Source organism: Clostridium sp. ATCC 25772 (genome assembly GCF_001573875.1).
Classification (GTDB): domain Bacteria; phylum Bacillota; class Clostridia; order Clostridiales; family Clostridiaceae; genus Clostridium_J; species Clostridium_J senegalense.
Genome location: NZ_LFRG01000005.1, coordinates 1 through 25,399 on the forward strand (window position 1 = coordinate 1; position 25,399 = coordinate 25,399).

A 25,399-nucleotide genomic window follows, 5' to 3' on the forward strand; every position below is an offset into this window, starting at 1 on the left:
AATTTAATATAAAAATATTAATATTTAAGTTAATAAAAGCAAGTAGTTCTAGGCAACAAAGAAGTGAGAAACAGAGCTTATGAGTACATAAGTGAGTATCACAACGACTGAAGTTAACGACGAAATATGCCGCTTATATTAAATTAAAATCTGGTGATGATGGTTTAGAGGGTAACACTCCTTTCCATTCCGAACAGGCAAGTTAAGCCTCTAGACGCCGAGAGTACTGCACGGGTGACTGTGTGGGAGGGTAGGTTGTTGCCAGGTAATATTCCGCGATAGCTCAACGGTGGAGCACTCGGCTGTTAACCGATAGGTTGAAGGTTCGAATCCTTTTCGCGGAGCCATTTTGGAAACATAGAAGTAGAATATCTACTTCTTTTTTTATGTTTAAAAAAATTTCAAATAACTACTATTTGATTTTTGAAATTTATGAATTATAAACCATAGAAAGTTTTTTAGATTAATGAATAAGATGAGTAATAAAATAAATAATAAGTATATGTAGATTTTAAATTGAAATTTTAATTCAAGTGAAAATTTTATATTCATGTTAAATAGAATATATTAATTTAGAAATTTGGAATGCATAAAAGACCTTTGGATGTAATTTATATTAAATAAAATTTAAAAATATTAATAGAAATTGATGCATAATTTTATTTGGTTATATATAATATTTATATATTAAATTCTAATTTGATATATAAAAAATTTGAGTGAGGGTTTTATGGATAAAATAGAATTATTAAAAGATATTATAAAAAATAGTACTAACATTGTATTTTTAGGAGGAGCAGGAGTTTCAACGGAAAGTAATATTCCAGATTTTAGATCTAATCAAGGAATATATAACTCTAAAAATAAATATAATTACCCACCAGAAGTAATGCTTAGTCATAGCTTTTTTAAGAGTAATACTGATGAATTTTTTAGATTTTATAAGGATAAAATGATTTTTAAAGATGCTAAACCTAATTTAGCACACAAAGCATTAGCTAAACTAGAAGAAGTAGGAAAGCTAAATGCTATTATAACTCAAAATATTGATGGGTTACACCAACTAGCTGGATCTAAAAATGTTTTAGAACTACATGGTTCGGTTCATAGAAATTACTGTATGGGATGTAATAAATTTTACAACTTGGATTATATATTAAAAAGTAATAATAACATACCAGTATGTGAAGTTTGTGGTGATACTGTTAAGCCAGATGTAGTTCTATATGAAGAAAGTTTAGATAGTGATATTTTAAGAAAGTCGATTTTATCAGTATCACAAGCAGATACATTTATTGTAGGTGGAACTTCTCTAGTTGTGTATCCAGCAGCAGGATTATTGGAATATTTTAGAGGAAAAAATTTAATTCTTATAAATAAAGAAGCCACACCATATGATAATAAAGCTAATTTAGTTATAAAGGATTCTATTGGAAAAGTATTAAGTGAAGCTTTAAAAGAATTGTAATAGAAATTTGATAAATGGATTTAAGTTTCAGCTTGTTTTCATATGTAATAATTAAAATTAAACTTAAATACATACTAAGTATTTTATAAATATTTAGTATGTATTTAAGTTTATAAAATATAAAAACTATTTGTAGTTATTGTACTTATTTTCTTTTGATTGTTCACAGATTCCTATCATTTCACATACATTTTCATGTAAGACAGAATTAAAATATTCTGTTCAAAATATAATTTAATTTATTATAAAAAAATAAAAACAATATGGTTATAATAGTACATATTAATAAAACTTTGATTTACATAAAAATATTAGGTTCAATAAATATAGAATACTACTTCTATAGGGAAACAAGCTCCAATTAAAATTTATTCAATAACTTTAAAATATTTTTACACAAGATACAGTGTTGAATTTTAAGTGATTCGGAGCATGTCTCACTATTTTAGGTATCCAAGTTTTGGAATGGATAATTTTAAAAGTCAACTTGGAACGCTATATATAGTTATTATTTACATAATAGTAATAGTTTATATATTTTTATATTATTATATCAGAAATTACACAGTTATCTTTCTGATTAACATAATCAAGTAGTTCATCAGCTAATTTATTGGCTCTTTTTAAATAGTAGTTGTAATAATGATCTTTTTCTTCATTTGGATTATTAAAATTATATTCCAGAAATTCAATGAACTCATTTAGCATTGAAAGTTTTATGTCAAAAATATATTGACTATAAGTTAAAGTTTCTGTATTTAGCAGTTTGTATAGTTTTTTTGCAAATAAATTTCTTAAATCATTTGTCATATAAAAGGGGTCATCTCTTTCTGCTCCATGAGATATCAATCTAGCAATATCTAATGAATAGGGCATAATTCCGCCAAAGCCCCAATCAATTATTAAAACATCATTTGAACTATTTATTGCATTTATTTGCATTAAATCTCCATTGCAAAGTGTACGAGGACAAGTTAGTTGCCTTTCTAAAAAACATTTATAAGCTTTTGATAAATTAGCATGATGAGTTAAGCATTTTGATCTTTTAATTATTCGAGCATAATATTTTTCAAATCTATTATCTAGTTTATGTTTATCAAAATCATTTTCTACCCAATACTTATTAAAAATCTTAGACAAACTAATAGAGCTATTTAAAGCTATTTGTTCATTAAACTTTTTCAAATCAGTTCCCTCTATATACTCAATTAAAATCCAATATTCATCATATTCAAAAGTATAACCAAACATTTTGGGGGTAGGTAAATTTTTACTCTCTAGAAATGTTTTATATATAAAGATTTCGCTCTCTTCTGATTTTTTCAAAACAAAATTTTCAGAGTTTATATTTATTTTATAAACAGTATATATTCTTTTTTCATCGGACTCACTTATAACATCTTGAAAGGAAGTTATAATAATTTTATTAAGGTCTTTTTTATATTTAGGTTTTAATCTAATAAAAATCGTTAATAATTTTTTATAATAATCATTATTTTCTATAGAATTTATGTTCGATTCCATCAAATTTTCCTCCCTAATAAATATAATAATTTATAATAAAAATATTAAGTAGATTGAAAAAATTTTTCAATGCTTTTATTGGTAGGAATCTGTGAAAATATAATATAGGTAGAGGTAGTAGCATTTAAAGATGCAACAGAGTCAACAAATTCTTCAATTTCTAAAATAGATTTAGCACTTAATTTTACAAGAATACAGGAATGACCAGCTATTCTATAACAAAAATTTACACGAGGGTGATTATAAATAAAATCTTTGAATTTTTCAAATTCACTATTTTTAAGATCAATTTGGATAATACATTGAAGATTTAATCCTAAAGCTGTTTCATTTATTTTTATAGTATAACCTTCAATTATTCCGCTATCTTCTAATTTTCTTATCCTTTCTGCTACAGAAGGAGGAGATAGGTTTACTCTTTTAGATAATTCTCTAATAGATAAACGACTATCTTGTTGAAGTTCTTTTAATATTTTAATATCTGTATCATCAATTTTCATATGCATAGAAATTGCCTTTCTTTTGTTTTATTTAAAATATATTTACTTTAAAATAATATCAAATGATAAGGAAATTTTACCATATATTCATTATAATATAAATGATATTAAAAAACTTATTTAACACATATTTAGAAAGGATAATTAAAATGAAAGATATAAAAAGTTACACAACTTTAAATAATGGAGTAAAAATGCCTTGGCTTGGATTTGGTACTTATAAGGTTGAAGATGGACATACAGTTATTGAATCAGTAAAAGAAGCGCTTAGAATTGGATATCGTAATATAGATACTGCTTCTTACTATGATAATGAGGAAGGTGTTGGCATTGCAATAAAAGAGAGTGGATTGTCTAGAGAAGAAATATTTTTAGTTAGTAAGGTTTGGAATTCAGACCAAGGTTATGAGAAAACTTTAAAAGCTTTTGAAACTTCTATAAAAAAACTTGGAACAGATTATCTTGATTTATATTTAATTCATTGGCCTAACCTATTACACAATGAATCATGGAGAGCTCTAGAAAAGCTTTATAAAGAAGGATATATAAAAGCAATAGGTATTAGTAATTTTACTGTTAAACATTTAAAAAATTTAATGGCAGATGCTGAAATTATGCCAATGATAAATCAAGTAGAGTTTCACCCGTTACTAATTCAAAATGAGTTAAGACAGTTTTGTAAAAAGAATAATATACAATTAGAAGCATGGTCACCTTTAATGAGAGGTAAAATCTTTGACAATAAACTCTTAAAGGATCTTGCAAAAAAATACGGAAAAACGATAGCTCAAATTGTACTAAGATGGGATTTGCAAATGGGTGTTGTAACTATTCCTAAATCAACAAATATAACAAGAATAAAAGAAAACTCACAGATATTTGATTTTGAGATAAATGAAGAGGATTTATTCAAAATTCAACAATTAGATAAAGGGATAAGGATAGGCTCAGATCCTGATAAAGTTTATAAATATGGAATATAAAATAAGAAGTTTTAGAAATATTTAAGATATTAAATAAAGAAGTTAAAAAGTAGGTATATATATGATACCTACTTTTTATAATGTTTATAATATATGTATTTACTTATGGGTTCCATGTATTACTTTAAAGCCATTAGCTTTTAATATTTTTTCATGTTTAGAGTAGTTATCACATTCGACATCTATGCAAAGAGCAATATGAATAGTATCAACATTTTTATTTTTTAATTGATTTATTTTATGTTGCCAATCTTCATCGTTTCCTAATGTACTTGAACAGCCACTACAATAGAAAAAACTAGCCAAAGTCTCCTTTTTATTTTTATAAATAGTAAAAGCATCTAAATCGTTATTAAAAGCATTAAGGCATCCAGTTCCAGCGCATTTACCAATTAGTTTTCTACAAGACATAATTGCTATTGACATAAAAACACCTCCTTTAGGTATAATCAAATAAATGTGTAGTCTCTTATTTTTTCATATTCATTAAAAGTCTTCAAAAGTTATATAAATTGAATTTTTATTTGGATATTTGTGAATAGTACAGTCTACTTCATAAACATCTTTAATAAGCTCTTTTGTTAATATTTCATTAGGTGCTCCAGTTGCAGCAATATTACCATTATGCATAACATATAATTTATCACAATAAGAAGCAGCTAAATTTAAATCGTGCAATGCAGCAATTACAGTAATACCTAAAGATTTTGTTAACTTTAATATTTGAAGTTGATACTTTATATCAAGGTGATTAGTGGGCTCATCAAGAATAAGTAATTTCACTTGTTGAGCTAGTGCCCTTGCAAGTAGAACACGTTGTTTTTCACCACCAGATAAAGTTAAAAAACTTCTATATCTATAGTCAAACATATCAACTTTTTTAAGCATTTCATGAGTTATGTCAATATCCTTATCGTTATCAATTTCAAGAAGACCTTTATGAGGGCTTCTACCTAGTAAAACCATTTGTTCTACAGTCATATCAAAAGCAAGATTGTTGAATTGACTAACAACTCCTAAATTTTTAGCAACGTCTCTAATTGGTATATTTAAGAGGTTTTTTCCATTCAAAAGCATAACTCCAGATTTAGGAGAATATACTCTGTAAATAGACTTTAAAAGGGTAGATTTACCACTTCCATTTGGACCTATTAATCCAACAAACTCACCATTTTTTACAGTTAAAGAGACATTATTTACAATAGTTTTATTACCAAAAGCAACATTTAAATCTTTAATATCTAAATTCATAATAAGCTACCTTTCTCCAAATCCGTAAGCACGTGTTATCATAATATAAATAAAAAATGGTGCACCTAAAAGTGAAGTAATTATGCCAATAGGCATTTCCATATTTTTCAGTATTATACGGGATAGCACATCTGCCCAAACTAAGAATATAGCACCTAGAAGTACAGTAGTTGGTAAAAGTTTCTTATGGTCTGAACCAACTAAACTACGGGTAATATGAGGAATAACTAATCCTACAAAACCTATCATTCCACAACATGAAACAAGAACCCCTGATAAAATTGAAACGCTAATTAAATAAAACTTTCTATATTTATTTAAATCTATACCTAAAGTTATAGCAGTTTCATCACCTAAAAGCATTACATCCATAACCCTAGATTGTATAATAAAGATTATAATAAAAAATACAACTACGATTGTAGGTATCAATAAGTTTGTCCATTTAGCACCAGTTAAAGAACCCATACTCCAATATGAAAGTGAGTGAAGGGCACTGTTATCGTTTGTAAGATAAATCATAAAACTTGATAAGGCAGAACATATTAAGTTAACTACCATACCAGAAAGAACTAATTTTACAGATGTAGCTCTTCCACCTAAATTAGAAAGTTTAAAGACTACTATTGAGGCGAGTAAAGCTCCTATAAAAGCCCAAAAGGTTACACCTGTATTTTGTAAAACTCCAGTAAATAATGTGGAGGCACCAATTAATATTGAAAAAGTAGCACCTAGTGTGGCTCCGGAGGAAATCCCTAAAAGATAAGGATCAGCTAATGGATTTTGCACTGTAGCTTGCATAACCGTTCCACCAAGAGATAATCCTAACCCAGTTATTACACCAAGAAAAACTCGTGGCAATCGTATTTGCCAAACTATATCAATAGATGCCTGTGGAATTGACTTTCCTTTTAAACTTGTACCAAAAAGTTTATTTAAAATTATACTATAAACATCAGTGGCAGGAAGTTTTACAGAACCTATAGACACTGCTAAAACTATAGATACTAATAAAAGCAACATTAAAGCAATAACTATTAAATAATTATATTTACTTAGTATATTTGAAAAGTTTTTATTTTTCATAAATCACCTATTTATATAATTCAGGATATAATTCTTTAGAGTAGCGTTCAATAGCATCTACTACACGAATTCCACCGGCCCAAGTTTCAGCAAGCCCAGTAACAACTATTGCATTATTTTTAACGGCAGTTACATTTTTCAAGGCCTCATTAGAAGTGAAAATTTTAGCAATTTCAGGATCGTGAATATCTTTTCCGTCGCCATCATGGATAAGAAGAATAGTGTCAGGATTTAAACTAACTATATTTTCTAAACTTACAGTTCCAGATTCTTCACCTAAATTTTCTAATCCAGCTTTTAAAGCCATATCACTTACAAGATCATTCTTGCCATATAATCTAAAATCACCTTTTTCTTCTGATTCTAAAATTAATGTTGTTTTTTTCTTGTCAATAGAATTTGTTTTTTCTTCTATTTTAGTTAATCTATCTTTATTGTCTTGTATATATTTATCTGTTTTATCCTTTATATTAAATATAGTTCCTAAGTCATCAATATCTTTAAATAAATTTTCAACAGTATAATTTCCAACGGATTTAACGGTATTACGCTGAGCAAATGTATTAGTACCTCTGCCTATCCATTCGCTTACATCACCAAGTGTTTTATCGGCAAAGACACTTTTCCATCCAAATATAAAATCTGGATTTAAAGATAAAACTTGCTCTTTAGTAGGATATTTTTCAGATACAACTGGAATTTTTGCATATTTGTCTTTAACTTTTTCTGATATAGGGTTGTCCAAATAGCATGTACCAATTAGCTTATCTTCTAATCCTAAGTCTAGCATCAATTCAGTTGTAGTTTGGTTAGTTGTTAAAACTCTTTCTGGTGCCTTATCAAAAGTAATTTCAATTTCTTCGTTATTCACATTATAATTTTTTATAGTTACAGGATAGCTTGAATTTTTATTTTCCTTGGTAGAACTGTTTTCAGTAGATACACTATTTGTATTAGTAGACTTATTATTACTAGAACAACCCATAAATGAAACTGTCATAGCAATGCAAAGTGTAGTGCATAAAGTTTTCATAATTGTTTTTTTTATATTTTTTGATCTCATAAATAAAACTCCTTTAATTTTTATAAATAAAAAAACCTATTTAACCTTAAGTGGCTAAATAGGTATAAGTACAAACTTATATAAACACTATCCCCATCTCTCGTAGGCTATTGTAGTGAAAAAATAGGCAGGTATTCTGGCTAAAGATTATTGATATAGAAAAAATAATCTTTTACAGTGGCGGGACCGCGCGGGATTTACACCCAACTTCCCCTTTTATATAAAAGTAAAATTACTTTTATAACCTATTCTAAAAGTAAGTTAAATTGAATTTAACTTAAAATTTTATTGAATTATCATTGAAAAGCTTATCATAAATTAAAAAATATGTCAAATAATTTTGAAATGATTAATTTTTATAACTAATTGTTCAAATATATAGTGTTCCAAGTTAATTTTTAAACTTATTCAGTTATCAAGTGAGAAAACTCAAATTAATATTTTATCAATAACTAACAGATTATTTCAGTTAAAAGTTAATAGTGAACAGTTAAATAGTTGTGGTGATTATTACTAACTATGTTCCTAATAATACTAAACGTACTTTTTTAGAATCAGCTTTGATTGCTTTAGGTTTTATTTATATTTTTTCTTAACTGATAACAAAAATTTGATGTATAAATTTAAATATTTTTATAGAAGATAATTATAATTACAAAAAATTAATTTAAATTTTTATTGACAAGGTGTGTATATAGAGTATATACTGTGTATATAGGATATATACAAATTAAAAATAAAATTTATAAAGGAAATAGGATTTATGAAAATTATGTTTATAATTATAATGTTTTGTATAGCTATAGTTTTGGAGCATTTAATTTTCTTTAAAAAACGAGAAAAGATAGAAAAATAATTTTTTTTATTACAACTGTATATAGTGAGTATACTCACTATATAAATAATGTTGAAGAAGAGGGGTATTATGAATATTGTAATTGATAATTCTTCTGGAAAGCCAATATACTCACAAATAGAAGAACAAATTAAAAAATCGATATTTGAAGATAAACTTATATTAGATGATATATTACCATCTATAAAGGCTTTGTCTCAGGAATTAAAAATAAGTGTAATAACGACTAAAAGAGCTTATGAAGAATTAGAAAAGCAAGGATTTGTTTATACAGTTCCAGGAAAGGGAACTTTTATCTCAGATAAGGATAAAGAATTTATAAAATATACTATAATGGATAATGTTAAAAAATATCTTTTAAAAGGCATAAATGAAGGGAAAAAAATAAATTTATCCTTAGATAATATGAAAGAAAAATTAGAAATTATATATAAGTATTAAAGGAGTTGAGGAGTATGAAAAATGTTTTGGAGATAAAAAATATAACAAAAACCTATAAAGATTTTAAATTAGATGATGTATCTTTTAATTTAGAAAAAGGATATATAATGGGATTTATAGGTGAAAATGGAGCAGGTAAAACTACAACAATAAAATTAATAATGAATTTATTAAAAAGAGATAGTGGAGAAATTAAGATATTTGGAAAAGATAATGTTAAGTATTCTAAAGAAATAAAAGAAAAAATTGGTTTTGTATATGATGATTGTTTTTATTATGAAAAATTATCTATAAAGAAAAATGCTAAAATAATTTCTAACTTTTATAAGCAGTGGAGTTTTGAAACTTTTAGCAAATATTTAAAGATATTTGGATTAAATGAAGATCAAAAAGTAAAAGAACTTTCAAAGGGTATGAAAATGAAATTTGCAATTGCTATAGCACTTAGTCACAATGCTGAGTTTTTAATAATGGATGAACCAACTGCAGGTCTTGATCCAATTGTTAGAGAAGAACTTTTAGATATATTTCAAAAGGTAATTCAAAATGAAGATATAGCTATTTTAATATCAACACATATAACATCAGACCTTGAAAGAATATCTGATTATATAACTTATATTAATAAAGGAAAAATAGAATTTTCTAAACCTACAATTGATGTATTGGAAGAATATCGAATTGTAAAAGGTGATAAAAGTTTATTAAATGATGAAAATAGAAAAGCATTTATATCAATAAATATAACGAGTTTTGGATTTGAGGCTTTAACTAATAATGTATCAAAAATAAAGGCTATATTTAAAGATAGTGTGATTTTGGAAAAACCAACATTAGAAGACATTATGGTATTTAAAAGCAGAGAAGCAGTTGAAAATATATAATAACGAATTTAAAGATGTAATGGGGAGCGGATTAAGATGTTAAATGTAATAAAAAGAGATCTAAAAATACAGCTTTTATCATTAAAAGGTTCACAATTTATAGTGTTATTGATAAGTATGACAGTAATAGCTATGACACAAGGACAAGATTTTATAAATTATCTTATTATGGTTTTTGTAATAGGAGGACTTAGTTATACAGAACTTGAAAATAGAGATGGTGTTTATAAGTCTACACTTAGTTATCCTTGTACAAGAAAAGATTATGTTTTAGGTAAATTTATAGCTTCAATAGTAGTGGCAATGATAGGATGTATAGTGTCAATAATATTAAATGAGATTTTATTAATAGCAATTCCTACAAAGTTTGCAGGCGTAAATATACATTCATTAAAATCAATATTGCTTTATTCATTAGTAATTTTATCAATGTATTATTTTTCATATTTCTCATTAGGAATTAAAGCAGCTAAGATAAGTTACTATGTAACACTTGTAGTTTTTATGATAGGATTTATGTTTATAAATAATATTTTTAAATTTAATCAAGGCAATATAACAAAATTTATTTCTAATACTAGTATTCAATTTAATATAATACTTATTATGGGGGTATTAGCTATAACTGGAATATTAGCTACTTTATCTGTTGTAATATATGAAAAAAGAGATTTATAGGAGGTATAATATATGAATGCATTACTTAAAAAAGATATGATAACTAGCAAAAATCCATTAATTATAATGAATTTACTTGTAGGATGCGTTATGGTAGTTTTAACGATAATTGGTGCTAAAGCACCAGTTTATTTTCCAATATATATATTTGCAACTTTATTTATACCAATAATATTAAATAAATTTACAGCAACAGAAGAGACACGTAAATATTATGATATGTTAATAAATAGTTTTCCTGTTGATAGAAAAGATGTAGTAGTAAGCAAATATACTTTTTACTTATTAGTGTATTTTATAACATCAATATTTCTATTGTCTATAATTTTTGTTTTGGGAAAAATAAGTGGTGAAGATTTAAAGATGTTGTTGTTTTCTCAATCATTCTCATTCTTATATTATGTAGTGATCATATGCGTTCCAAATTATATTTTTTATAAAGCTAGTTATGATGTGGCAGTAAAATATAGTGGATTTACACTATTAGGAATAATATATTTACCAATGTTAGTGATTTTTTTAGCAGAAAAGATATTTCCATCGGCTTCAAAAAAAGTTGTAGGTTTCTTTATGAAAAGCATAGAAAATGGATTTTTAATAATACCATTAATATTTTTAATAGGGTTAGTGATTTATGGGATAATAACGACTTTATCAATAAAGGGATATTGTAATAAAGATTTATCATAAACAGTTAGGAGGAGGAAGATGAATATAATAATAAACAATTCCTCAGGAGAGCCGATATACTCTCAAATAGAAAAACAGATAAAAGATGATATACTTATGAATAAATTATCTGCAAACGAACCATTACCTTCAATAAGAGCTTTAGCTAAGGATTTGAGAATAAGTGTAATAACAACAAAAAGAGCTTATGAAGAACTTGAAAGAGATGGTTATATTTATACAGTACCTGGAAAGGGGTCTTTCGTTTCGGCTCAAGATAAGGAGCTTGTAAAGGAGCTAATTATAAGAAATATAGAAGAATATTTTACAAAAGCAATAGAGGAAAGTGAAAAGATACAGCTTTCATTAAAAGAAATGAAAGAAATACTAGAAGTTTTATATGAAGAAAAGTAAATAGGTTACAAAACCTATTTACAGATATAGTTAGAAGGAGAGAGCTTATATGGAAAATATATTAGAAGTAAAGAATTTAACCAAGACATATAAAAATTTTAAATTGGAAGATATATCATTTACTCTTCCTAAAGGATATATCATGGGTTTTATAGGACAAAATGGTGCAGGTAAAACTACAACTATAAAGCTTATAATGAATTTAGTAAAAAAAGATAGTGGAGAAATAAAAGTTTTTGAAAAAGATAATTTAAAATTTGAAAAAGAAATAAAAGAACAAATAGGATTTGTATATGATGAAGGATATTTTTATGAACATTTATCAATAGAAGATAATGCAAAACTTGTAGCACCATTTTATAAAGAATGGAGTTTTGAAGCCTTTTATAAATATTTAAATAAATTTGGACTTAATAAAAGTCAAAAGTTTAAAGAACTTTCTAAAGGGATGAAAATGAAATGTTCACTTTCAATAGCCCTTAGCCATAATGCAAAATTTATAATAATGGACGAGCCAACAGCAGGATTGGATCCAGTTGTTAGAGCAGAGGTTTTAAATATATTAAGGGAATTAATACAAGATGAAAATGTAGGTGTATTGTTATCTACTCATATAACTTCAGATCTTGAAAAGATAGCAGATTATATAACTTATATAAACAATGGAAAAATTGTATTTTCTAAAAGTAAAGAAGAAGTGTTAGATACTTATAAAATAGTAAAGGGAGATATAGGTATTCTAACTAAAGAAAATGAAAAATATTTTGAAGGAATAAGAAAGAGTTCTTATGGATTTGAAGCTCTAACTTCTGATGTAGAGGGTGTAAAAAAAGAATTTAAAGATAGTGTTTTAATACAAAATGCAACGTTAGAATTAATAATGATATTAAAAAGAAAATAGAATATAATGATTTGGTAGGTTAAAATATGATGATTAAATCAATAGGCAAAGAGGTTAAATTACAAATTTTAAATTATAAAGGCTATTTAAATATAATGTTTCTTTTACTGCCTATAATTTTGATGTTGTTAACTAATAGAGGAAATTATTATAATTATTTAATTAGTATGGTGGCAATAGCTAATATTGCCACCATACAATATGAAGTAAGGCAAAAAAATCATATATTATTTTTAAGTATAGGTATGTCTAGGGATGAATATATAATATCAAAGTTTTTAGGGTCAGCAATAATAATTATTATAGGAGGAATATTAGGATTTGTTATTAATGAATTATTAGATAAATTTATTATTAAATTACCTATGGATATATTTATAAAAGATGCAATATTAACGTTAATAATATTATTATTATCAATAAGTATTTACTATTTAATATATTATACATTAGGAAATAAGGTTGGTATGGTAGCTTATTTTATAGTCTTTATAGTGATAATTAACATTATGTTTGAAAGTAAATTTAGTCAATACTTAAAAGTGTTTAATGGTGGACAATTACTAAATAATATTCAACTATTAATCTTTATAATATTAGCCATAGTTATTTTTATGGCTATCATGTATATAACAGTATTTTTTTATAGAAAGAAAGATTTTTAGACATACAATTAAAAAATAAGGATTTAAAAAGGATTTGGAAGTGTAAGAAATGGTAAAAGAACCTATAGTTTTTGTTATTGCACTTGTACTAGTTTGTATAGGTGGGATAGTTTCTAGCTTAACAAAAACTATTATTAAAAATTATATAATGCATATTTAATAAAATAGAATTTAATTCTAAACAACTAGGTTTACTAGTTGTTTTTTTTATTTAAGGTTTATTTAAGTTTATGGTTACTTAAGTGTAAGGTTAAATATTTAAAATTATATTTGTCAGGAGGAGATAATATTGTTTAGATTAGAATTAAATAAATTGATAAAAAATAAGAATGGAATAATTGCATTGGCAATATTTATAGTTTTATCACTTGTCATGGTGTTTTTAAATCCGCAACTGGAAAGTGAGAGATCTTATTTAGAACAAGAAAATTATGGTTTTGTAGATATGAGAGAGGGCAGTGTTTTAGCATCAGAAAATTTTGAAATAAAAATTAATGAACTTGAACAGTTAGCAAATCAATCTGCAAATGATAGTAGTAGCAAAAAAATGAGAAATATGGCTCAGGAAAAATTAGATAAAGTAAAGGTTATGAACTATAAGGATGTGGATTTTTGGAAGGTATATAACCATAAAGTAGCTCATCCATTAGCATTAATAGGATTATTGTCTATAATTGCAATGTTAATTTGCAATATATATAGTGATGAAGTGGTTTCATCAATGGATACATTAATACTAACATCTAAAAATAAATATAAGGCACTTAGTTCTAAAGGGATGTTAGCAATTGTAGTTCCAATAGTAGCATACGTAGGGTTTTTAACTATAACATTCATTGAGACATTCTTAAAGTATGGTAGACCTATTAACGGAGATTTACAAGCTTTTAGAATTGTTGATAACTTTATGATGCTAGAGGGTTCTTTTACCATAATACAATATGTAGCTTTAAAAATAGTTTTTGTATTAGTTTTACTTTTAAGTTTATCAATCATAGGGGCTATAATATCATTTAAAACAGAAAGTTCTATGGCATCAATATCTATATTTGGTGTATACATAATTTTAGGCAAAATATTAGTATTTTTAATAAAACCTATAAGTAAGTTTTTAATTGAAATAGGGGGAGCAGACATAATTAGTATATTAAATTTTGGTAATTATCCAGACTTAATATTTCAGGGGAATAATTTAATAGGAATGTACTTAGGTGATATAAGTGTATTTGGATATGATATAAGTTTAATTAAAGCCATATTAGCTATATTAGTAATGATAACTATAGCAAGCATTATATATATGTTTAATAGTTTTAAAAGAATAGAAAGTAAATAATAGAATTTTAGGAGGTATTTATACTATGAATAAATTAGAAATAAAAAATTTAAATAAAAGCTTTGGGAAAAAAAGAGTAACTAATGATTTAACAGTTACATTAGAAAGTGGTGTTTATGGTCTTTTAGGACCTAATGGAGCAGGAAAAACAACACTTATGAAGCAAATAACAACATTACTTACAAGTGATAGTGGAGAGATTTTATATAACGGTGAAAATATAAAATCATTAGATGAAAAATATAGAGATGTTTTAGGGTATTTACCACAGCATTTTGAAGGTTATGGTAATTTTACAGCAAAACAATTTTTAAATTATATGGCAGCATTAAAAGGTATTTCAAAAGATGGTCTTAAAGAAAAAATAGATGAAATATTACATTTAGTTGGGTTATATGACGTTAGAAATAAATCATTAAAGAAATTTTCTGGTGGTATGAAAAGAAGAGTTGGTATAGGACAAGCTTTGTTAAATAATCCTAAAATATTAGTTCTAGATGAACCTACAGCAGGTCTTGATCCTCAAGAGAGAACACGATTTAGAAATTTATTAAGTGAAATATCTAGAGATAAAATAATAATTTTATCAACTCATATAATATCTGATATAGAGTCTATAGCAAGAGAAACAATAATAATTAAAGATGGAACATTACTTGTAAAGGGCAGTCATAAAGAAATTCTAGAAAATATGAAAGATAAAGTATATGTAATAAATACAGACAATGAAGATATAATTAGAGATATTCAAAATAAATATAAAGTAGTAAATATACAAAGAGGAATAGATAAAACTGAAATAAGAGTAATAGCAGATAAAGAACCAGTTTATAAAGAAGTGCATAAAATAGAGCCAAAATTTGAAGATGTTTATATGTTCTATTTTGATATTGAAGATGCAAAAGAAGTTTAGTATTATAAAGGAGGATTGAAATGTATAATTTAGTAAAAAGTGAATTAAGAAAAGTACTACTTAAAAAAAGAGTATTTTTAGTTTGGATATTAGGGGCGTTATTATGTTCAGTACTTGTAAGATTTGATAGCTCATATCCTAATTATATATTAGAAAATTATGCTTCCGTATTTGATAAAACTTATGGAATAGCACCAATAATGGGGATGCTTATACTTATAATAACTTCATCTATGTATAATGTTGAGTATAACTCATATATGACTGATTTGATAAACTCAAGTAAAAATGGAAAGAAAAAAGTTGTTATGGCAAAAAGTATAGCAGGGAGTATAGCTACATCAATAGTATTATTGTCACTATATTTAATTATTGTATTTTCTGCTATACATTACTCAGGTGCTGAAGGTTTAAATTTACAATTAAAAGAATTATGGTATTTTGGAAATAGTGGTTCAACAATAACAGTTCTTCAAATGATTATAATATTAGGAATAACAATGGTAATGGGGTGTATATTCTTTACTCAGATAACACTTTTATTATCATCTATAAGTAACAATGCAGTAATGCCCTTTATGGTAAGTGGATTATTCATGGGAATACCATATATAGCAGCAAACTTTTTACCAGCACAAATTCAAAAATATGCAGGACTGACTCCACTATGGGCTATGTATTCATCGACTTTTATAAGGTATAAAACACCTATGTTCATAGCAGGAATAGATTTACTAATGTTTATATTAGTGTTAATAATAGTTCCTAAAATAACTTATAAAAACTTTGTTAGTGAAAAAAGATAAAATATATAAAGGAGATTAGATATGAAAAAACAATATATTTGTCCTAAATGTGGATGTAATGAATATGAAAATGATGAATTTCAAGCTACTGGAGGAAATTTAGCTAAAATATTTGATGTTCAAAATAAAAAATTTATTACAATAAGTTGTGCTAGATGCGGATATACAGAATTATATAAATCTAAAACAAAAGCAGGATGGAATATACTAGATTTCTTAACATCATAATTTAAACCAATATAATATATAATTATTTTATAAAACTGTTTCAATATAAAGATTTAATATATTGAAACAGTTTTTTTAAACTAAATTATAAAAGTTAAATTTATTTATCTATAGGAATTATATTAATTTTAAAACATTTATATTTAGTTATTATATGTATATAATAAAAGATATAAATATATGGTTTTAATTAAGAAAGGATGAGGTAGTGTGGAGGATATATCAATTAATAATAAAAAAATACTTTTAGTAGATGATGAAGTTGAAATATTAAAACTTTTATCAACAGTTTTGAAAAAAGAAGGATTGAATCATGTTTTTACTGCAGAAACAGGAAGTAAAGCATTAGAAGTTTTTAAAAGAGAGCTTCCTGACTTAGTTATATTAGACATAATGCTTCCAGATATGGAAGGATATGAAGTATGTAAAAAAATGAGAGAAAAGGCTATGGTACCTATATTATTTTTATCTGCTAAAAATGAAGAATTGGATAGAATATTAGGTTTTGCTATAGGTGCAGATGATTATATAACAAAACCTTTTAGTCCTAAAGAGGTGGCATATAGAGCAAAAGCCCATTTAAGAAGAAGTGTTTATGTTGAAAATGCTAATAAAGAGGAAAGTATAATAAAGTTTGGTCCATTTGTATTAGATGAGGAAAAATTTGAATTAAGAAAAAATGGAGAAATAGTAGAATTAAAAGCAAAAGAATTTAAACTATTAGCTTATTTGGCTAATAATAAAAATCAAATAATAAGTAAAGAAAACATATGTGATAGAGTATGGGGTGAAGATTACATAGGATTTGATAATACCATAATGGTTCATATGAGAAGACTTAGAGAAAAAATAGAAGAAAATCCATCTAAGCCTCAGTATTTAGTAACTGCTAAAGGTCTTGGATATAAACTTGTTGTAAAGGATGAGTAATTTATGAATATAAAACTTACTGCAAGATTTGTTATAACAATAGTACTTATAAATGTGTTTATATTTTTTATAAATGTAACATTAGGAATGGTATCTATAATTAAAAATTCATCACAAGGGTTTGTGCTAGTAGAACCGATGACATATAAAGAAGTCAAATTAGATCCAGAAAATTTCACAAGGGTTTTTGGGGATAATATAGAATTATCTAATAATGAAATAATTATAAGAGATGAAGGTAAAAAAAGTTTAGATGAGAATAATCTTTGGGTTCAAGTATTAGATGAAAGTGGAAAAGAAATTACAAATTATAAAAAGCCTAAAGAGGTACAAGATGAATATACTCCTGTAGATATTGTTAATGCTTATAAATATACAGGTGGTGCAGAAGGGTTAGAAAACATATTAGTATCAAGTGTTGATATAGGGGATAGAAAGTTAAGTTACATAATTAATTTTCCAATGGGTAAATTGAGCAAGACAGTTATAATGTATAGCGAAAATATTATGGGAAATCTTATGAAAGATATATTAACAGGGGTATTAATCATGGATAGTTTAATTGCTATAATAGGTGGATTATTATTTAGTAGAAGACTTACAAAGCCAGTTGGAAGAATTATAGATGGAGTAAAAACTTTATCTATGGGAAATTATAATTTAACATTTAAAGAAAAGGGTATTTATTTAAATGTATTTAGAAATTTAAATGCATTGTCGTCTATTCTTAAAGAAAATGAGGTTGAAAGAAAGAAAAATGAAAAAATGCGAGAGGAATGGATAGCAAATATATCTCATGACATAAAAACTCCACTAGCTTCTATAAGAGGTTATTCAGAACTTATAAATGGTGATTACGATTTTACAGAAGAAGAAATACAAGAATATGGTGAAATTATATATCAAAAATCTTTATATATAACAGAGTTAGTTAATGATTTAAATTTAAGTACTCGTTTAAAAAATAACGCATTATTTTTAAAAAAAGGTAGGGCCAATTTAGTAAGCCTAACTAAAGAAGTTATAATAGCTATATTAAATGATAACAAATATAGTAATAGAGATATTGAATTTATTCCTAAAACAGAAGTTGCAGAAAAAGAAGTAGATATTCTTTTATTGAAACGTTGCTTAACAAATTTAATTTTTAATGCAATAGTCCATAATGATGAAGATGTAAAAATTAGAGTTGAATTAGAAAAAAGAGAAAGAATATATATAACGATAAGTGATAATGGAAAAGGTATAAGTGAAGAAGACTTAAAGCATATATTTGATAGATATTATAGAGGAACAAATACAGGTGAACTTCACAAAGGTTCAGGTCTTGGAATGGCTATTTCCAAGGAAATAATTAAAAACCATGGTGGAGATGTACAAATTGAAAGTAAGTTAAAAGAAGGCACAAAAATAACAATAATTTTATAAAAAATATAATATAAGATGAACTAAGTTATTAATAAGTTACATTAAAAAAGCTAAGCAAACTTTTGCTTAGCTTTAATGTAACTTATTATAATTACTTATATAGTCTACATACAGTTTCCACGTGTGGTGTATGTGGGAACATGTCTTTTAATTTTATCTTATCTATTTTATATCCAGCATTAGTAAGAACTTGTAAGTCAGTTACCAATGATTTTGGATTACATGATACATAAATTATTTCTTTAGCATCAAATTTTATTACATAATCTAATGCAATAGGGTGAACTCCAGCTCTTGGTGGATCTAGAATTATTATATCTGGTTTAATTTTTACATCTTTTATTACCTTAGCTACATCACCTGCTATAAATTCACAGTTATCTAAATTGTTTAATTTAGCATTTTCTTTAGCAGCATCTACTGCTTCTTCAATTAATTCTATTCCTAGGACTTTTTTTGCTTTTGGGGCTACTATTTGACCGATGGTACCAGTACCACAATATAAGTCAAAAACTATTTTGTTTTCAGAGTCCCCCATAAAATCTCTAACCATGGAATAAAGTTTTTCAGCACCCTTTGTATTTGTCTGGAAGAATGCAAAGGGATTAATTTTAAATTTTAATCCTAATAAGTCTTCAACTATGTAATCTTTACCGTATAAAACTTTTATTTCATCAGCTTGAACCACATCAGATAGTGAGTCATTTAATGTATGTATAATGCTTACTATTTTTCCATTAAGATTAAGAGATTTTAATTCTTCAACAAATTTTGTTAAATCATAACTATTTTGAGTTGTAGTTACTAAATTAACAAGTATTTCGCCGGTATTTATAGCTTTTCTAACTACTAAGTTTCTTAAAAAACCTTCATGCTTTAGAACTTTATAATATGGAAGCTCTGTGTTTTTAAAATGATTTAATGTAGTTGTTAATATAGTTCTAAAATCATTATCAACTATTTTGCAGTTATCAACAGTTATTATACTAAAGTTTCTGTTTTTAACATGCATTCCTAAAGTTAGCTCTCCACCTTTTTCCATATCTCCAAAGGTAAATTCCATTTTATTTCTGTATTCAAAAACAACAGGACTTTCTTCTATACCTAAGAAGTCATAATCTTTAATATTACCCTCATCTAAAAGTTTTTTAACTTGTTCTGTTTTAAACTTTAATTGAGTTTCATAATCTAAGGATGCATGACTACAACCACCACATTGATTAGAAATATCACAATGTGGCTTTATTTTATAATCTACATCCTCTAACACCTCTATAAGTTTTGCTTGAACGCCATTTTGACTACTTTTTTTAGTAACTCTAGCCTTTACCTTTTGTCCTGGTAATGTGTTTTTTATAGCAACTTTTTCGCCTTCATAAAAAGCTATGCCTTTTCCAGGAAACTCAGTTGTTTCTATTAAAAATTCATACTCTTTTCTTTTTCTCAAGTAAATCGCTCCTAATTTTTATTTTTTGTTAAACGTATGTTTGATAGCTTTTGACCAAGTGTCATTTTGTTTTTCATTGTTGTCATTAATACATTATATAATATAAGTGCAGGAATAAACAATATAACTATAAATAAAAATTTGTCGCTTATATAAAATTTAAAAATTCTTAGAATAAAGTCTATAACAATGGTTCCTAATATAGATATACTAGCAGTTATAAGTACATCTATAAGTTGACTTTGTAATGCATCTTTAAAAGTAATTGAATCGGTAAAAGCGTTATTATTAAGTTGAAGTTCTTCACCTTGTAATTCTTCAGAGTTTTCATTATTAGTAGCTATAGTTTCAATAGTATCATCAGATTCTGTAAACTCATCTAAAGATGCGTCATTAGATAGTTGCATATCCTCTTCTAAAGGTTTGTTATCATTTTCATTATTTTTTAAATCCATTTTAAATCCTCCTAAAAAACTTATTATTTATATTAAACATTAAAAAGTTTTATGTTTTTAAATATACCCATTAATTGGATTTTCATAACTTACTATATTATAAATTCAAAAGGTTACAGTATAATGACAGATATATTTAATATATTTCCATATATAAGTTAAAAATTAAACCATAAAAAAGAGCATGAATTTTATTATTTAAACTGAAATTGGAATTTATTTCATTATAAGTATAACAAAGAGTACAAATAAATACTAATATAGATTTAATTTAAATAGAAAAGTGTTTCGTTATTTTATGGAATATAATGTATATTATAATTGATGTAAAAATCATAGGTTTATTAGGAGGAGAGTTATGGGAAAATTAGAAGGTAAAGTTGCACTTATAACAGGAGCATCTAAGGGAATTGGAGAAGGCATTGCTAAAACTTATGCAAAGTATGGAGCAAAAGTTGTACTATTGGCGAGATCCTCATATGTTGATAGCTTAGCAGATGAATTAAATAAAAAAGGATTTGAGGCTTTAGCAGTTAAAGCGGATGTAGCTAATAAAGAAGAAGTAGAAAATGCAGTAAAAAATGCTGTTAGTAAGTTTGGTAAGATAGATATATTAGTAAATAATGCAGGAGTTTGTAAATTAGGAAACTTTTTAGAAATGACAGATGATGATAGAGATTTTCATATTGATGTAAATATAAAGGGAGTATGGAATGTCACAAAAGCGGTTTTACCTTTAATGATTAAAGAAAAATATGGAAAAATAATTATAATGTCATCAGTTACAGGGGATATGGTAGCAGATGCAGGTGAAACTGCTTATGCTACTACAAAAGCGGCATTAGTTGGTTTTACTAAGTCTTTAGCAATAGAGGTGGCTAAACATAACATAACAGTTAATGCTATTTGTCCAGGTTATGTAGAAACACCAATGGCAAAGAGTATTGCAAAGCAATCAAATGGGGAAAATCCAGAAGAAGTGACTAAAGGAATAGAAAATGCTGTACCGTTAAAAAGATTGGCAAAACCAGAAGAGGTTGGAGAACTTGCTGCATTCTTAGGGTCAGATGAGTCATCCTATATTACAGGAACACAGGTTGTTATAGATGGAGGAAGTACTCTGCCAGAAACAGTTAGTGTAGGTGTTTAATTTATAAATAGATAAATTAGAGTAGTAGATTATAAGTTATTTCAAATTAACTGAAAAAATATAAATCTTATTCATTGTATTGTATCTGTTTAAAAATAATTATAAAGGGTAAACTACAAGAAAAATTTTTATCAACTTATAGGTTAGTTATGTAAAAATACAAGTTATTGTATATAAGATTGCAAGAATCTATAATTAAATTAATTCATGAATTAACTAATTATAGGTATAGGTGGAGGAGAATTTTATGGTTATTGAAATTGGAAAACAGATAAAAAATTTACGTATAGAAAAAGGTGTTACTCAGGAAGAATTAGCAAATCATTTAGGAATTTCATATCAAGCTGTTTCTAAATGGGAAAATAATATTACAGCACCAGATATTCAATTGCTTCCTATGATTTCAGTTTATTTTGGGATTACTATAGATGAGCTTTTTGTTATACCATATGACGCTCAAATGAAAAGAATAGAGAACATGTTATATAATGAAAGAATAATAAGTGAAGAGGTTTTTAATTATGCTGTTAATTTCCTTGAAGGAATTATTAATAGCGAACCTAAAAATGCTAAAGCATACTATCTTTTAGGGGAGCTTTATAATCATAGAGCTGAAAGTGATAGTAAAAAGGCATCGAATTATATAAAAAAGGCTTTAAAATATAAACCATATGAAAAGAACTATCATACTGCACTTATTCATGCAGAAAAAGGTGTATTTGGAGATGAATATTATAATAGACATGATGATTTAATTAAGTACTATGAGGAGTTTACACAAAATCACCCTAAATATTGGAGTGGATATTTGTATTATTTAGATCAATTAATTAGAGATGGTTATTATAAGAAAGCTAAAAAAGTATTAGAGCATGTAAAGCAATTAAATCATACCTGTTTAGATTTTATGTATGAAGGTGATATTGAGTTACAACAGGGGAATATAGAAAATGCTTTAAGATTGTGGAATAAGGGAGTGAGTGAATTCCAAGGAGATTGGAGAGCTTATGTTTCACGAGGAGATCGTATGATGAGATTAGGAGAGTATGATAAAGCACTTAAAGACTATGCAAAATCTATGGAATTACAAGAAAAACCTCGTATTGTGGATCCACTTGAATTTATGGCTAAAATATATGAAACACTAAAAAAATATGATAAGGCTATAGAAGTTTTGCAACAGGAGATATCAATTATACAGAATGAATATAATGTCTTTACAGGAGAACTGGTTGATAGAAATAAAAGAGAAATTGAAAGATTAAAAAAGATTTATGAGAATAAATCTTTATAAGTTAAAATATTTAAACAATTATATAGATAATTAATTTAAAAATAATATTAATTTAATTTAAATTTTTAAGCTCATAAGTTTTTCTTGTGAGCTTGTTATTATATAAATATTAAAAAATATTTATGTAGTTAAGTTAAATATAATGAAGGGATAGTGTACAATTCATAAAATAGAAATTTTACAATAATTTTTAGTTGCGTGCACAACTAAAATGCTTTATAATAAATCTACAAAGGAGAAAATGATATGAACGATTATAGAGAAATAGGCGATTTAATTTATTTTATTTCAAAAGAAACTAAAACACGAATGGATGAAGGTGTTAAAGAAAATAAATTAGGTCAAGGGCAAATGCTTACCATAATGAATTTAATGAAATTAAAAGATAATATACCGATAAGTCAAGAATTGCTTGCTGAAAATATGGGAATTAATAAGGGGAATATAAGCAGAAATTTAATGAAACTTAGTGAAAATGGATTTATAGATATTATTCAAGATAATGACGATAAAAGAAAGAAGAATATAATATTAAAAGACACTTTTTTTAATGAATTTATTGAAATTAGCAAAGTTTTAGAAGATATTTTTAAGGATATGATAAAAAATATAAGAGAAGAGGACCTTTTAATTACGTTAAAAGCTTTAAAACAAATGAAAAATAATTTATATAAAAAATAATGCATTGCACTTATATTAATATATAAATTTTCAGGAGGATAAGATATGAAAATTTCGATAATGTACTTTTCAGGTAGTGGTAATACAAAATACATAGCAGATAGGTTAAAATCAAAATTAGAGGATATAGGATTTAATGTTAAAGCTAATAGTATAGAAGAAAAAATAAGTTTTAATGATGACATAGATTTAATTGTTATTGGAGGACCTATTTATGCTGGAAATGTTCCAGAAAAATTAATAAAGTGGTTATTAAGAAATGTGCCTAATACTATAAATAAGACAAAAGCTATAGTTTATTCAACATCGGCTGGTTTAATAAATGCTAATGGTGTAGATTCATTAGCATCAAAATTAGAAAAAAAGGGATATGAAGTTATAGGAAAAGAAACATATGTTATGCCTAAAAATTTTTATTTTGGTAAATATAAAAGGAATACAGAAGAAGAAATTGAGGTTATGTTTACAAATGTGGAAAGTCAAATAGACGTTTTAGTTAAAAATATAGAAAATAACAATATAGAAAAGATAAATGATAATAAGAGCATAGTTTCAAAGGATATTTTAGCAGAAGTATTTTCTATTATGGCTAAGTTTATGGGCAAAAGTTTTTCAACAAGTGATATGTGTAATGGATGTGGATTATGTGCTAAACAATGTCCACAAAATAATATAATTATTAAAAATAAAGTTGTTAAATTTAAAAATAAGTGTATGATGTGCACTAGATGTATACATAGTTGTCCTAATAATGCTATTAGATATAAAAAACAACAATACCCACAGTATAAAATAGAAAGTTATATTAATAAAAATAAATAAATATATAATAATTAAAGCACTTTGGAAATATTATTTTCTAGAGTGCTTTAGTTATAAAGAAATAGTTATTAAATACGTATAAAAAGGATTTTATGCATACTATAAAGAAATAGAACATGGAAATATTAAGTATTTGATTTATAGTATTCATCGCCCCAAGTACACATCATTTTAAGAATAGGCATTAAACTTTCACCTAAATTTGTTAGGGAATATTCTACTTTTGGAGGAACTTGAGGATAAACTTTTCGGTTAATTAAATTATCAGATTCTAGTTCTCTTAGTTGCTGAGTTAGCATTTTTTGAGTGGTGTTAGGAAGCAATTTTTTTAATTCATTAAATCGTAAAATTCCTTTAGTACCTAAATGCCAAATTATAATTGGTTTCCATTTTCCACCGATTAAATCTACTGTAATTTCAAAGGTACATGTATAATTTCTATTTTTGAATTCTATAGTGTTACAACTAGAAGTCATATAAATCATCCTTTCTATAGTACCTTTTTAGGTACTATGGTACAAAATAG

The 25,399-nt window shown here is 25.9% G+C and carries 28 protein-coding genes, 1 tRNA gene, 1 rRNA gene and 1 riboswitch; of the genes, 21 read left to right on the top strand and 9 right to left on the bottom strand.

All coding sequences use genetic code 11. From position 1 onward, the window contains the following. The first annotated feature begins 149 nt into the window (after nucleotides 1–149). The 3 genes from rrf to AZI32_RS02375 all read left to right on the top strand — a co-directional run bounded on the left by rrf (nucleotide 150) and on the right by AZI32_RS02375 (nucleotide 1,468). Nucleotides 150–267: ribosomal RNA gene (gene rrf, locus AZI32_RS02365) — 5S ribosomal RNA — on the top strand. A gap of 5 nt (nucleotides 268–272) precedes the next feature. Next, nucleotides 273–347, top strand: a tRNA-Asn gene (locus AZI32_RS02370). Nucleotides 348–730: 383 nt separating this feature from the next. Next, nucleotides 731–1,468, top strand: coding sequence for an NAD-dependent protein deacylase (locus AZI32_RS02375; RefSeq protein ID WP_061994314.1), 738 nt, complete (start codon nucleotides 731–733; stop codon nucleotides 1,466–1,468). Between the two features lie 540 nt (nucleotides 1,469–2,008). Here AZI32_RS02375 and AZI32_RS02380 read toward each other — a convergent pair. Both AZI32_RS02380 and AZI32_RS02385 read right to left on the bottom strand, forming a co-directional pair. Beyond that, nucleotides 2,009–2,992, bottom strand: coding sequence for a phosphotransferase (locus AZI32_RS02380; protein WP_061994315.1), 984 nt, complete (start codon nucleotides 2,990–2,992; stop codon nucleotides 2,009–2,011). 44 nt (nucleotides 2,993–3,036) lie between these two features. Next, on the bottom strand, nucleotides 3,037–3,492 hold the full coding sequence (locus tag AZI32_RS02385) for an Lrp/AsnC family transcriptional regulator (RefSeq protein ID WP_061994403.1): 456 nt from the start codon (nucleotides 3,490–3,492) through the stop codon (nucleotides 3,037–3,039). A gap of 149 nt (nucleotides 3,493–3,641) precedes the next feature. Between AZI32_RS02385 and AZI32_RS02390 the strand changes: the two genes are divergently transcribed. Next, nucleotides 3,642–4,475, top strand: coding sequence for an aldo/keto reductase (locus AZI32_RS02390; RefSeq protein WP_061994316.1), 834 nt, complete (start codon nucleotides 3,642–3,644; stop codon nucleotides 4,473–4,475). Between the two features lie 99 nt (nucleotides 4,476–4,574). On the opposite strand, the gene AZI32_RS02395 is transcribed toward AZI32_RS02390, so the two are convergent. Genes AZI32_RS02395 through AZI32_RS02410 form a run of 4 tightly spaced genes read right to left on the bottom strand, consistent with a single transcriptional unit; the run spans nucleotide 4,575 to nucleotide 7,875 of the window. Continuing rightward, nucleotides 4,575–4,901: a CGGC domain-containing protein gene (locus AZI32_RS02395; RefSeq protein WP_061994317.1), complete on the bottom strand. Its 327-nt coding sequence runs from the start codon at nucleotides 4,899–4,901 to the stop codon at nucleotides 4,575–4,577. Nucleotides 4,902–4,961: 60 nt separating this feature from the next. Further along, nucleotides 4,962–5,726 (bottom strand): ABC transporter ATP-binding protein, encoded by a 765-nt coding sequence (locus tag AZI32_RS02400; RefSeq protein ID WP_010299543.1) that lies wholly within the window; start codon nucleotides 5,724–5,726, stop codon nucleotides 4,962–4,964. Nucleotides 5,727–5,732: 6 nt separating this feature from the next. Then, nucleotides 5,733–6,812, bottom strand: a complete 1,080-nt coding sequence (locus AZI32_RS02405; protein ID WP_010299542.1) for an iron ABC transporter permease — start codon at nucleotides 6,810–6,812, stop codon at nucleotides 5,733–5,735. 7 nt (nucleotides 6,813–6,819) lie between these two features. After that, nucleotides 6,820–7,875 carry an ABC transporter substrate-binding protein gene (locus AZI32_RS02410; protein WP_010299537.1) on the bottom strand — a complete coding sequence of 352 codons (1,056 nt, stop codon included), beginning with the start codon at nucleotides 7,873–7,875 and terminating at the stop codon, nucleotides 6,820–6,822. A 108-nt stretch (nucleotides 7,876–7,983) separates the two neighbouring features. Then, nucleotides 7,984–8,139: riboswitch (cobalamin riboswitch) on the bottom strand. Nucleotides 8,140–8,800: 661 nt separating this feature from the next. Between AZI32_RS02410 and AZI32_RS02415 the strand changes: the two genes are divergently transcribed. From AZI32_RS02415 to AZI32_RS02475, 13 genes are all read left to right on the top strand, one after another. Next, on the top strand, nucleotides 8,801–9,172 hold the full coding sequence (locus AZI32_RS02415; RefSeq protein WP_061994318.1) for a GntR family transcriptional regulator: 372 nt from the start codon (nucleotides 8,801–8,803) through the stop codon (nucleotides 9,170–9,172). A gap of 14 nt (nucleotides 9,173–9,186) precedes the next feature. Beyond that, a complete protein-coding gene (locus tag AZI32_RS02420) occupies nucleotides 9,187–10,056 on the top strand; it encodes an ABC transporter ATP-binding protein (protein ID WP_061994319.1) in 870 nt (289 codons plus the stop codon). A 36-nt stretch (nucleotides 10,057–10,092) separates the two neighbouring features. Beyond that, nucleotides 10,093–10,734: an ABC-2 transporter permease gene (locus AZI32_RS02425; RefSeq protein WP_061994320.1), complete on the top strand. Its 642-nt coding sequence runs from the start codon at nucleotides 10,093–10,095 to the stop codon at nucleotides 10,732–10,734. A gap of 12 nt (nucleotides 10,735–10,746) precedes the next feature. Next, nucleotides 10,747–11,424 (top strand): ABC-2 transporter permease, encoded by a 678-nt coding sequence (locus AZI32_RS02430; protein ID WP_061994321.1) that lies wholly within the window; start codon nucleotides 10,747–10,749, stop codon nucleotides 11,422–11,424. An 18-nt stretch (nucleotides 11,425–11,442) separates the two neighbouring features. Next, entirely contained in the window at nucleotides 11,443–11,817 is a 375-nt protein-coding gene (locus AZI32_RS02435) for a GntR family transcriptional regulator (protein ID WP_061994322.1), read from the top strand. A 49-nt stretch (nucleotides 11,818–11,866) separates the two neighbouring features. Continuing rightward, nucleotides 11,867–12,718, top strand: a complete 852-nt coding sequence (locus AZI32_RS02440) for an ABC transporter ATP-binding protein (protein WP_061994323.1) — start codon at nucleotides 11,867–11,869, stop codon at nucleotides 12,716–12,718. Between the two features lie 26 nt (nucleotides 12,719–12,744). After that, the gene (locus AZI32_RS02445; RefSeq protein WP_061994324.1) at nucleotides 12,745–13,383 is read left to right on the top strand and encodes an ABC-2 transporter permease; all 639 of its coding nucleotides are present in this window, start codon (nucleotides 12,745–12,747) and stop codon (nucleotides 13,381–13,383) included. A gap of 289 nt (nucleotides 13,384–13,672) precedes the next feature. Continuing rightward, nucleotides 13,673–14,719, top strand: a complete 1,047-nt coding sequence (locus tag AZI32_RS02450) for a hypothetical protein (RefSeq protein WP_061994325.1) — start codon at nucleotides 13,673–13,675, stop codon at nucleotides 14,717–14,719. A gap of 25 nt (nucleotides 14,720–14,744) precedes the next feature. Continuing rightward, complete coding sequence (locus AZI32_RS02455; protein WP_010299508.1) at nucleotides 14,745–15,632, top strand: ABC transporter ATP-binding protein; 888 nt, start codon at nucleotides 14,745–14,747, stop codon at nucleotides 15,630–15,632. Nucleotides 15,633–15,652: 20 nt separating this feature from the next. Next, nucleotides 15,653–16,438, top strand: a complete 786-nt coding sequence (locus tag AZI32_RS02460; RefSeq protein WP_061994326.1) for an ABC transporter permease — start codon at nucleotides 15,653–15,655, stop codon at nucleotides 16,436–16,438. Between the two features lie 21 nt (nucleotides 16,439–16,459). After that, nucleotides 16,460–16,666: a zinc ribbon domain-containing protein gene (locus AZI32_RS02465; protein WP_010299503.1), complete on the top strand. Its 207-nt coding sequence runs from the start codon at nucleotides 16,460–16,462 to the stop codon at nucleotides 16,664–16,666. Nucleotides 16,667–16,876: 210 nt separating this feature from the next. Beyond that, entirely contained in the window at nucleotides 16,877–17,596 is a 720-nt protein-coding gene (locus tag AZI32_RS02470) for a response regulator transcription factor (RefSeq protein WP_061994327.1), read from the top strand. A 3-nt stretch (nucleotides 17,597–17,599) separates the two neighbouring features. Further along, nucleotides 17,600–19,024 (top strand): HAMP domain-containing sensor histidine kinase, encoded by a 1,425-nt coding sequence (locus AZI32_RS02475; RefSeq protein WP_061994328.1) that lies wholly within the window; start codon nucleotides 17,600–17,602, stop codon nucleotides 19,022–19,024. Between the two features lie 91 nt (nucleotides 19,025–19,115). On the opposite strand, the gene rlmD is transcribed toward AZI32_RS02475, so the two are convergent. Continuing rightward, the gene (gene rlmD, locus AZI32_RS02480; RefSeq protein WP_010299487.1) at nucleotides 19,116–20,471 is read right to left on the bottom strand and encodes a 23S rRNA (uracil(1939)-C(5))-methyltransferase RlmD; all 1,356 of its coding nucleotides are present in this window, start codon (nucleotides 20,469–20,471) and stop codon (nucleotides 19,116–19,118) included. Nucleotides 20,472–20,482: 11 nt separating this feature from the next. Continuing rightward, nucleotides 20,483–20,926 carry a hypothetical protein gene (locus AZI32_RS02485; RefSeq protein ID WP_061994329.1) on the bottom strand — a complete coding sequence of 148 codons (444 nt, stop codon included), beginning with the start codon at nucleotides 20,924–20,926 and terminating at the stop codon, nucleotides 20,483–20,485. A gap of 358 nt (nucleotides 20,927–21,284) precedes the next feature. Between AZI32_RS02485 and ucpA the strand changes: the two genes are divergently transcribed. The 4 genes from ucpA (at nucleotide 21,285) to AZI32_RS02505 (ending at nucleotide 24,873) form a co-directional block, all read left to right on the top strand. Continuing rightward, the gene (ucpA, locus tag AZI32_RS02490) at nucleotides 21,285–22,076 is read left to right on the top strand and encodes an SDR family oxidoreductase UcpA (RefSeq protein WP_061994330.1); all 792 of its coding nucleotides are present in this window, start codon (nucleotides 21,285–21,287) and stop codon (nucleotides 22,074–22,076) included. A gap of 247 nt (nucleotides 22,077–22,323) precedes the next feature. Next, a complete protein-coding gene (locus tag AZI32_RS02495; protein WP_061994331.1) occupies nucleotides 22,324–23,370 on the top strand; it encodes a helix-turn-helix transcriptional regulator in 1,047 nt (348 codons plus the stop codon). A gap of 246 nt (nucleotides 23,371–23,616) precedes the next feature. Then, the gene (locus AZI32_RS02500; protein ID WP_061994332.1) at nucleotides 23,617–24,051 is read left to right on the top strand and encodes a MarR family winged helix-turn-helix transcriptional regulator; all 435 of its coding nucleotides are present in this window, start codon (nucleotides 23,617–23,619) and stop codon (nucleotides 24,049–24,051) included. Nucleotides 24,052–24,096: 45 nt separating this feature from the next. Beyond that, nucleotides 24,097–24,873, top strand: a complete 777-nt coding sequence (locus AZI32_RS02505) for an EFR1 family ferrodoxin (RefSeq protein WP_061994333.1) — start codon at nucleotides 24,097–24,099, stop codon at nucleotides 24,871–24,873. 125 nt (nucleotides 24,874–24,998) lie between these two features. On the opposite strand, the gene AZI32_RS02510 is transcribed toward AZI32_RS02505, so the two are convergent. Next, nucleotides 24,999–25,349, bottom strand: a complete 351-nt coding sequence (locus tag AZI32_RS02510; RefSeq protein ID WP_061994334.1) for a helix-turn-helix domain-containing protein — start codon at nucleotides 25,347–25,349, stop codon at nucleotides 24,999–25,001. Nucleotides 25,350–25,399 lie beyond the last annotated feature (50 nt).

Excerpts from the sequence above, each read along its gene's own strand:
- ucpA (WP_061994330.1), top strand. The coding sequence starts at position 21,285 with ATGGGAAAATTAGAAGGTAAAGTTGCACTTATAACAGGAGCATCTAAG.
- AZI32_RS02500 (WP_061994332.1), top strand. The coding sequence starts at position 23,617 with ATGAACGATTATAGAGAAATAGGCGATTTAATTTATTTTATTTCAAAA.
- AZI32_RS02405 (WP_010299542.1), bottom strand. The coding sequence starts at position 6,812 with ATGAAAAATAAAAACTTTTCAAATATACTAAGTAAATATAATTATTTA.
- AZI32_RS02400 (WP_010299543.1), bottom strand. The coding sequence starts at position 5,726 with ATGAATTTAGATATTAAAGATTTAAATGTTGCTTTTGGTAATAAAACT.
- AZI32_RS02495 (WP_061994331.1), top strand. The coding sequence starts at position 22,324 with ATGGTTATTGAAATTGGAAAACAGATAAAAAATTTACGTATAGAAAAA.
- AZI32_RS02375 (WP_061994314.1), top strand. The coding sequence starts at position 731 with ATGGATAAAATAGAATTATTAAAAGATATTATAAAAAATAGTACTAAC.
- AZI32_RS02510 (WP_061994334.1), bottom strand. The coding sequence starts at position 25,349 with ATGACTTCTAGTTGTAACACTATAGAATTCAAAAATAGAAATTATACA.
- AZI32_RS02485 (WP_061994329.1), bottom strand. The coding sequence starts at position 20,926 with ATGGATTTAAAAAATAATGAAAATGATAACAAACCTTTAGAAGAGGAT.
- AZI32_RS02415 (WP_061994318.1), top strand. The coding sequence starts at position 8,801 with ATGAATATTGTAATTGATAATTCTTCTGGAAAGCCAATATACTCACAA.
- AZI32_RS02475 (WP_061994328.1), top strand. The coding sequence starts at position 17,600 with ATGAATATAAAACTTACTGCAAGATTTGTTATAACAATAGTACTTATA.
- AZI32_RS02410 (WP_010299537.1), bottom strand. The coding sequence starts at position 7,875 with ATGAGATCAAAAAATATAAAAAAAACAATTATGAAAACTTTATGCACT.
- AZI32_RS02385 (WP_061994403.1), bottom strand. The coding sequence starts at position 3,492 with ATGAAAATTGATGATACAGATATTAAAATATTAAAAGAACTTCAACAA.
- AZI32_RS02390 (WP_061994316.1), top strand. The coding sequence starts at position 3,642 with ATGAAAGATATAAAAAGTTACACAACTTTAAATAATGGAGTAAAAATG.
- AZI32_RS02465 (WP_010299503.1), top strand. The coding sequence starts at position 16,460 with ATGAAAAAACAATATATTTGTCCTAAATGTGGATGTAATGAATATGAA.
- AZI32_RS02430 (WP_061994321.1), top strand. The coding sequence starts at position 10,747 with ATGAATGCATTACTTAAAAAAGATATGATAACTAGCAAAAATCCATTA.
- AZI32_RS02460 (WP_061994326.1), top strand. The coding sequence starts at position 15,653 with ATGTATAATTTAGTAAAAAGTGAATTAAGAAAAGTACTACTTAAAAAA.
- AZI32_RS02425 (WP_061994320.1), top strand. The coding sequence starts at position 10,093 with ATGTTAAATGTAATAAAAAGAGATCTAAAAATACAGCTTTTATCATTA.
- AZI32_RS02435 (WP_061994322.1), top strand. The coding sequence starts at position 11,443 with ATGAATATAATAATAAACAATTCCTCAGGAGAGCCGATATACTCTCAA.
- AZI32_RS02455 (WP_010299508.1), top strand. The coding sequence starts at position 14,745 with ATGAATAAATTAGAAATAAAAAATTTAAATAAAAGCTTTGGGAAAAAA.
- AZI32_RS02395 (WP_061994317.1), bottom strand. The coding sequence starts at position 4,901 with ATGTCAATAGCAATTATGTCTTGTAGAAAACTAATTGGTAAATGCGCT.
- AZI32_RS02420 (WP_061994319.1), top strand. The coding sequence starts at position 9,187 with ATGAAAAATGTTTTGGAGATAAAAAATATAACAAAAACCTATAAAGAT.
- AZI32_RS02440 (WP_061994323.1), top strand. The coding sequence starts at position 11,867 with ATGGAAAATATATTAGAAGTAAAGAATTTAACCAAGACATATAAAAAT.
- AZI32_RS02380 (WP_061994315.1), bottom strand. The coding sequence starts at position 2,992 with ATGGAATCGAACATAAATTCTATAGAAAATAATGATTATTATAAAAAA.
- AZI32_RS02505 (WP_061994333.1), top strand. The coding sequence starts at position 24,097 with ATGAAAATTTCGATAATGTACTTTTCAGGTAGTGGTAATACAAAATAC.
- AZI32_RS02445 (WP_061994324.1), top strand. The coding sequence starts at position 12,745 with ATGATGATTAAATCAATAGGCAAAGAGGTTAAATTACAAATTTTAAAT.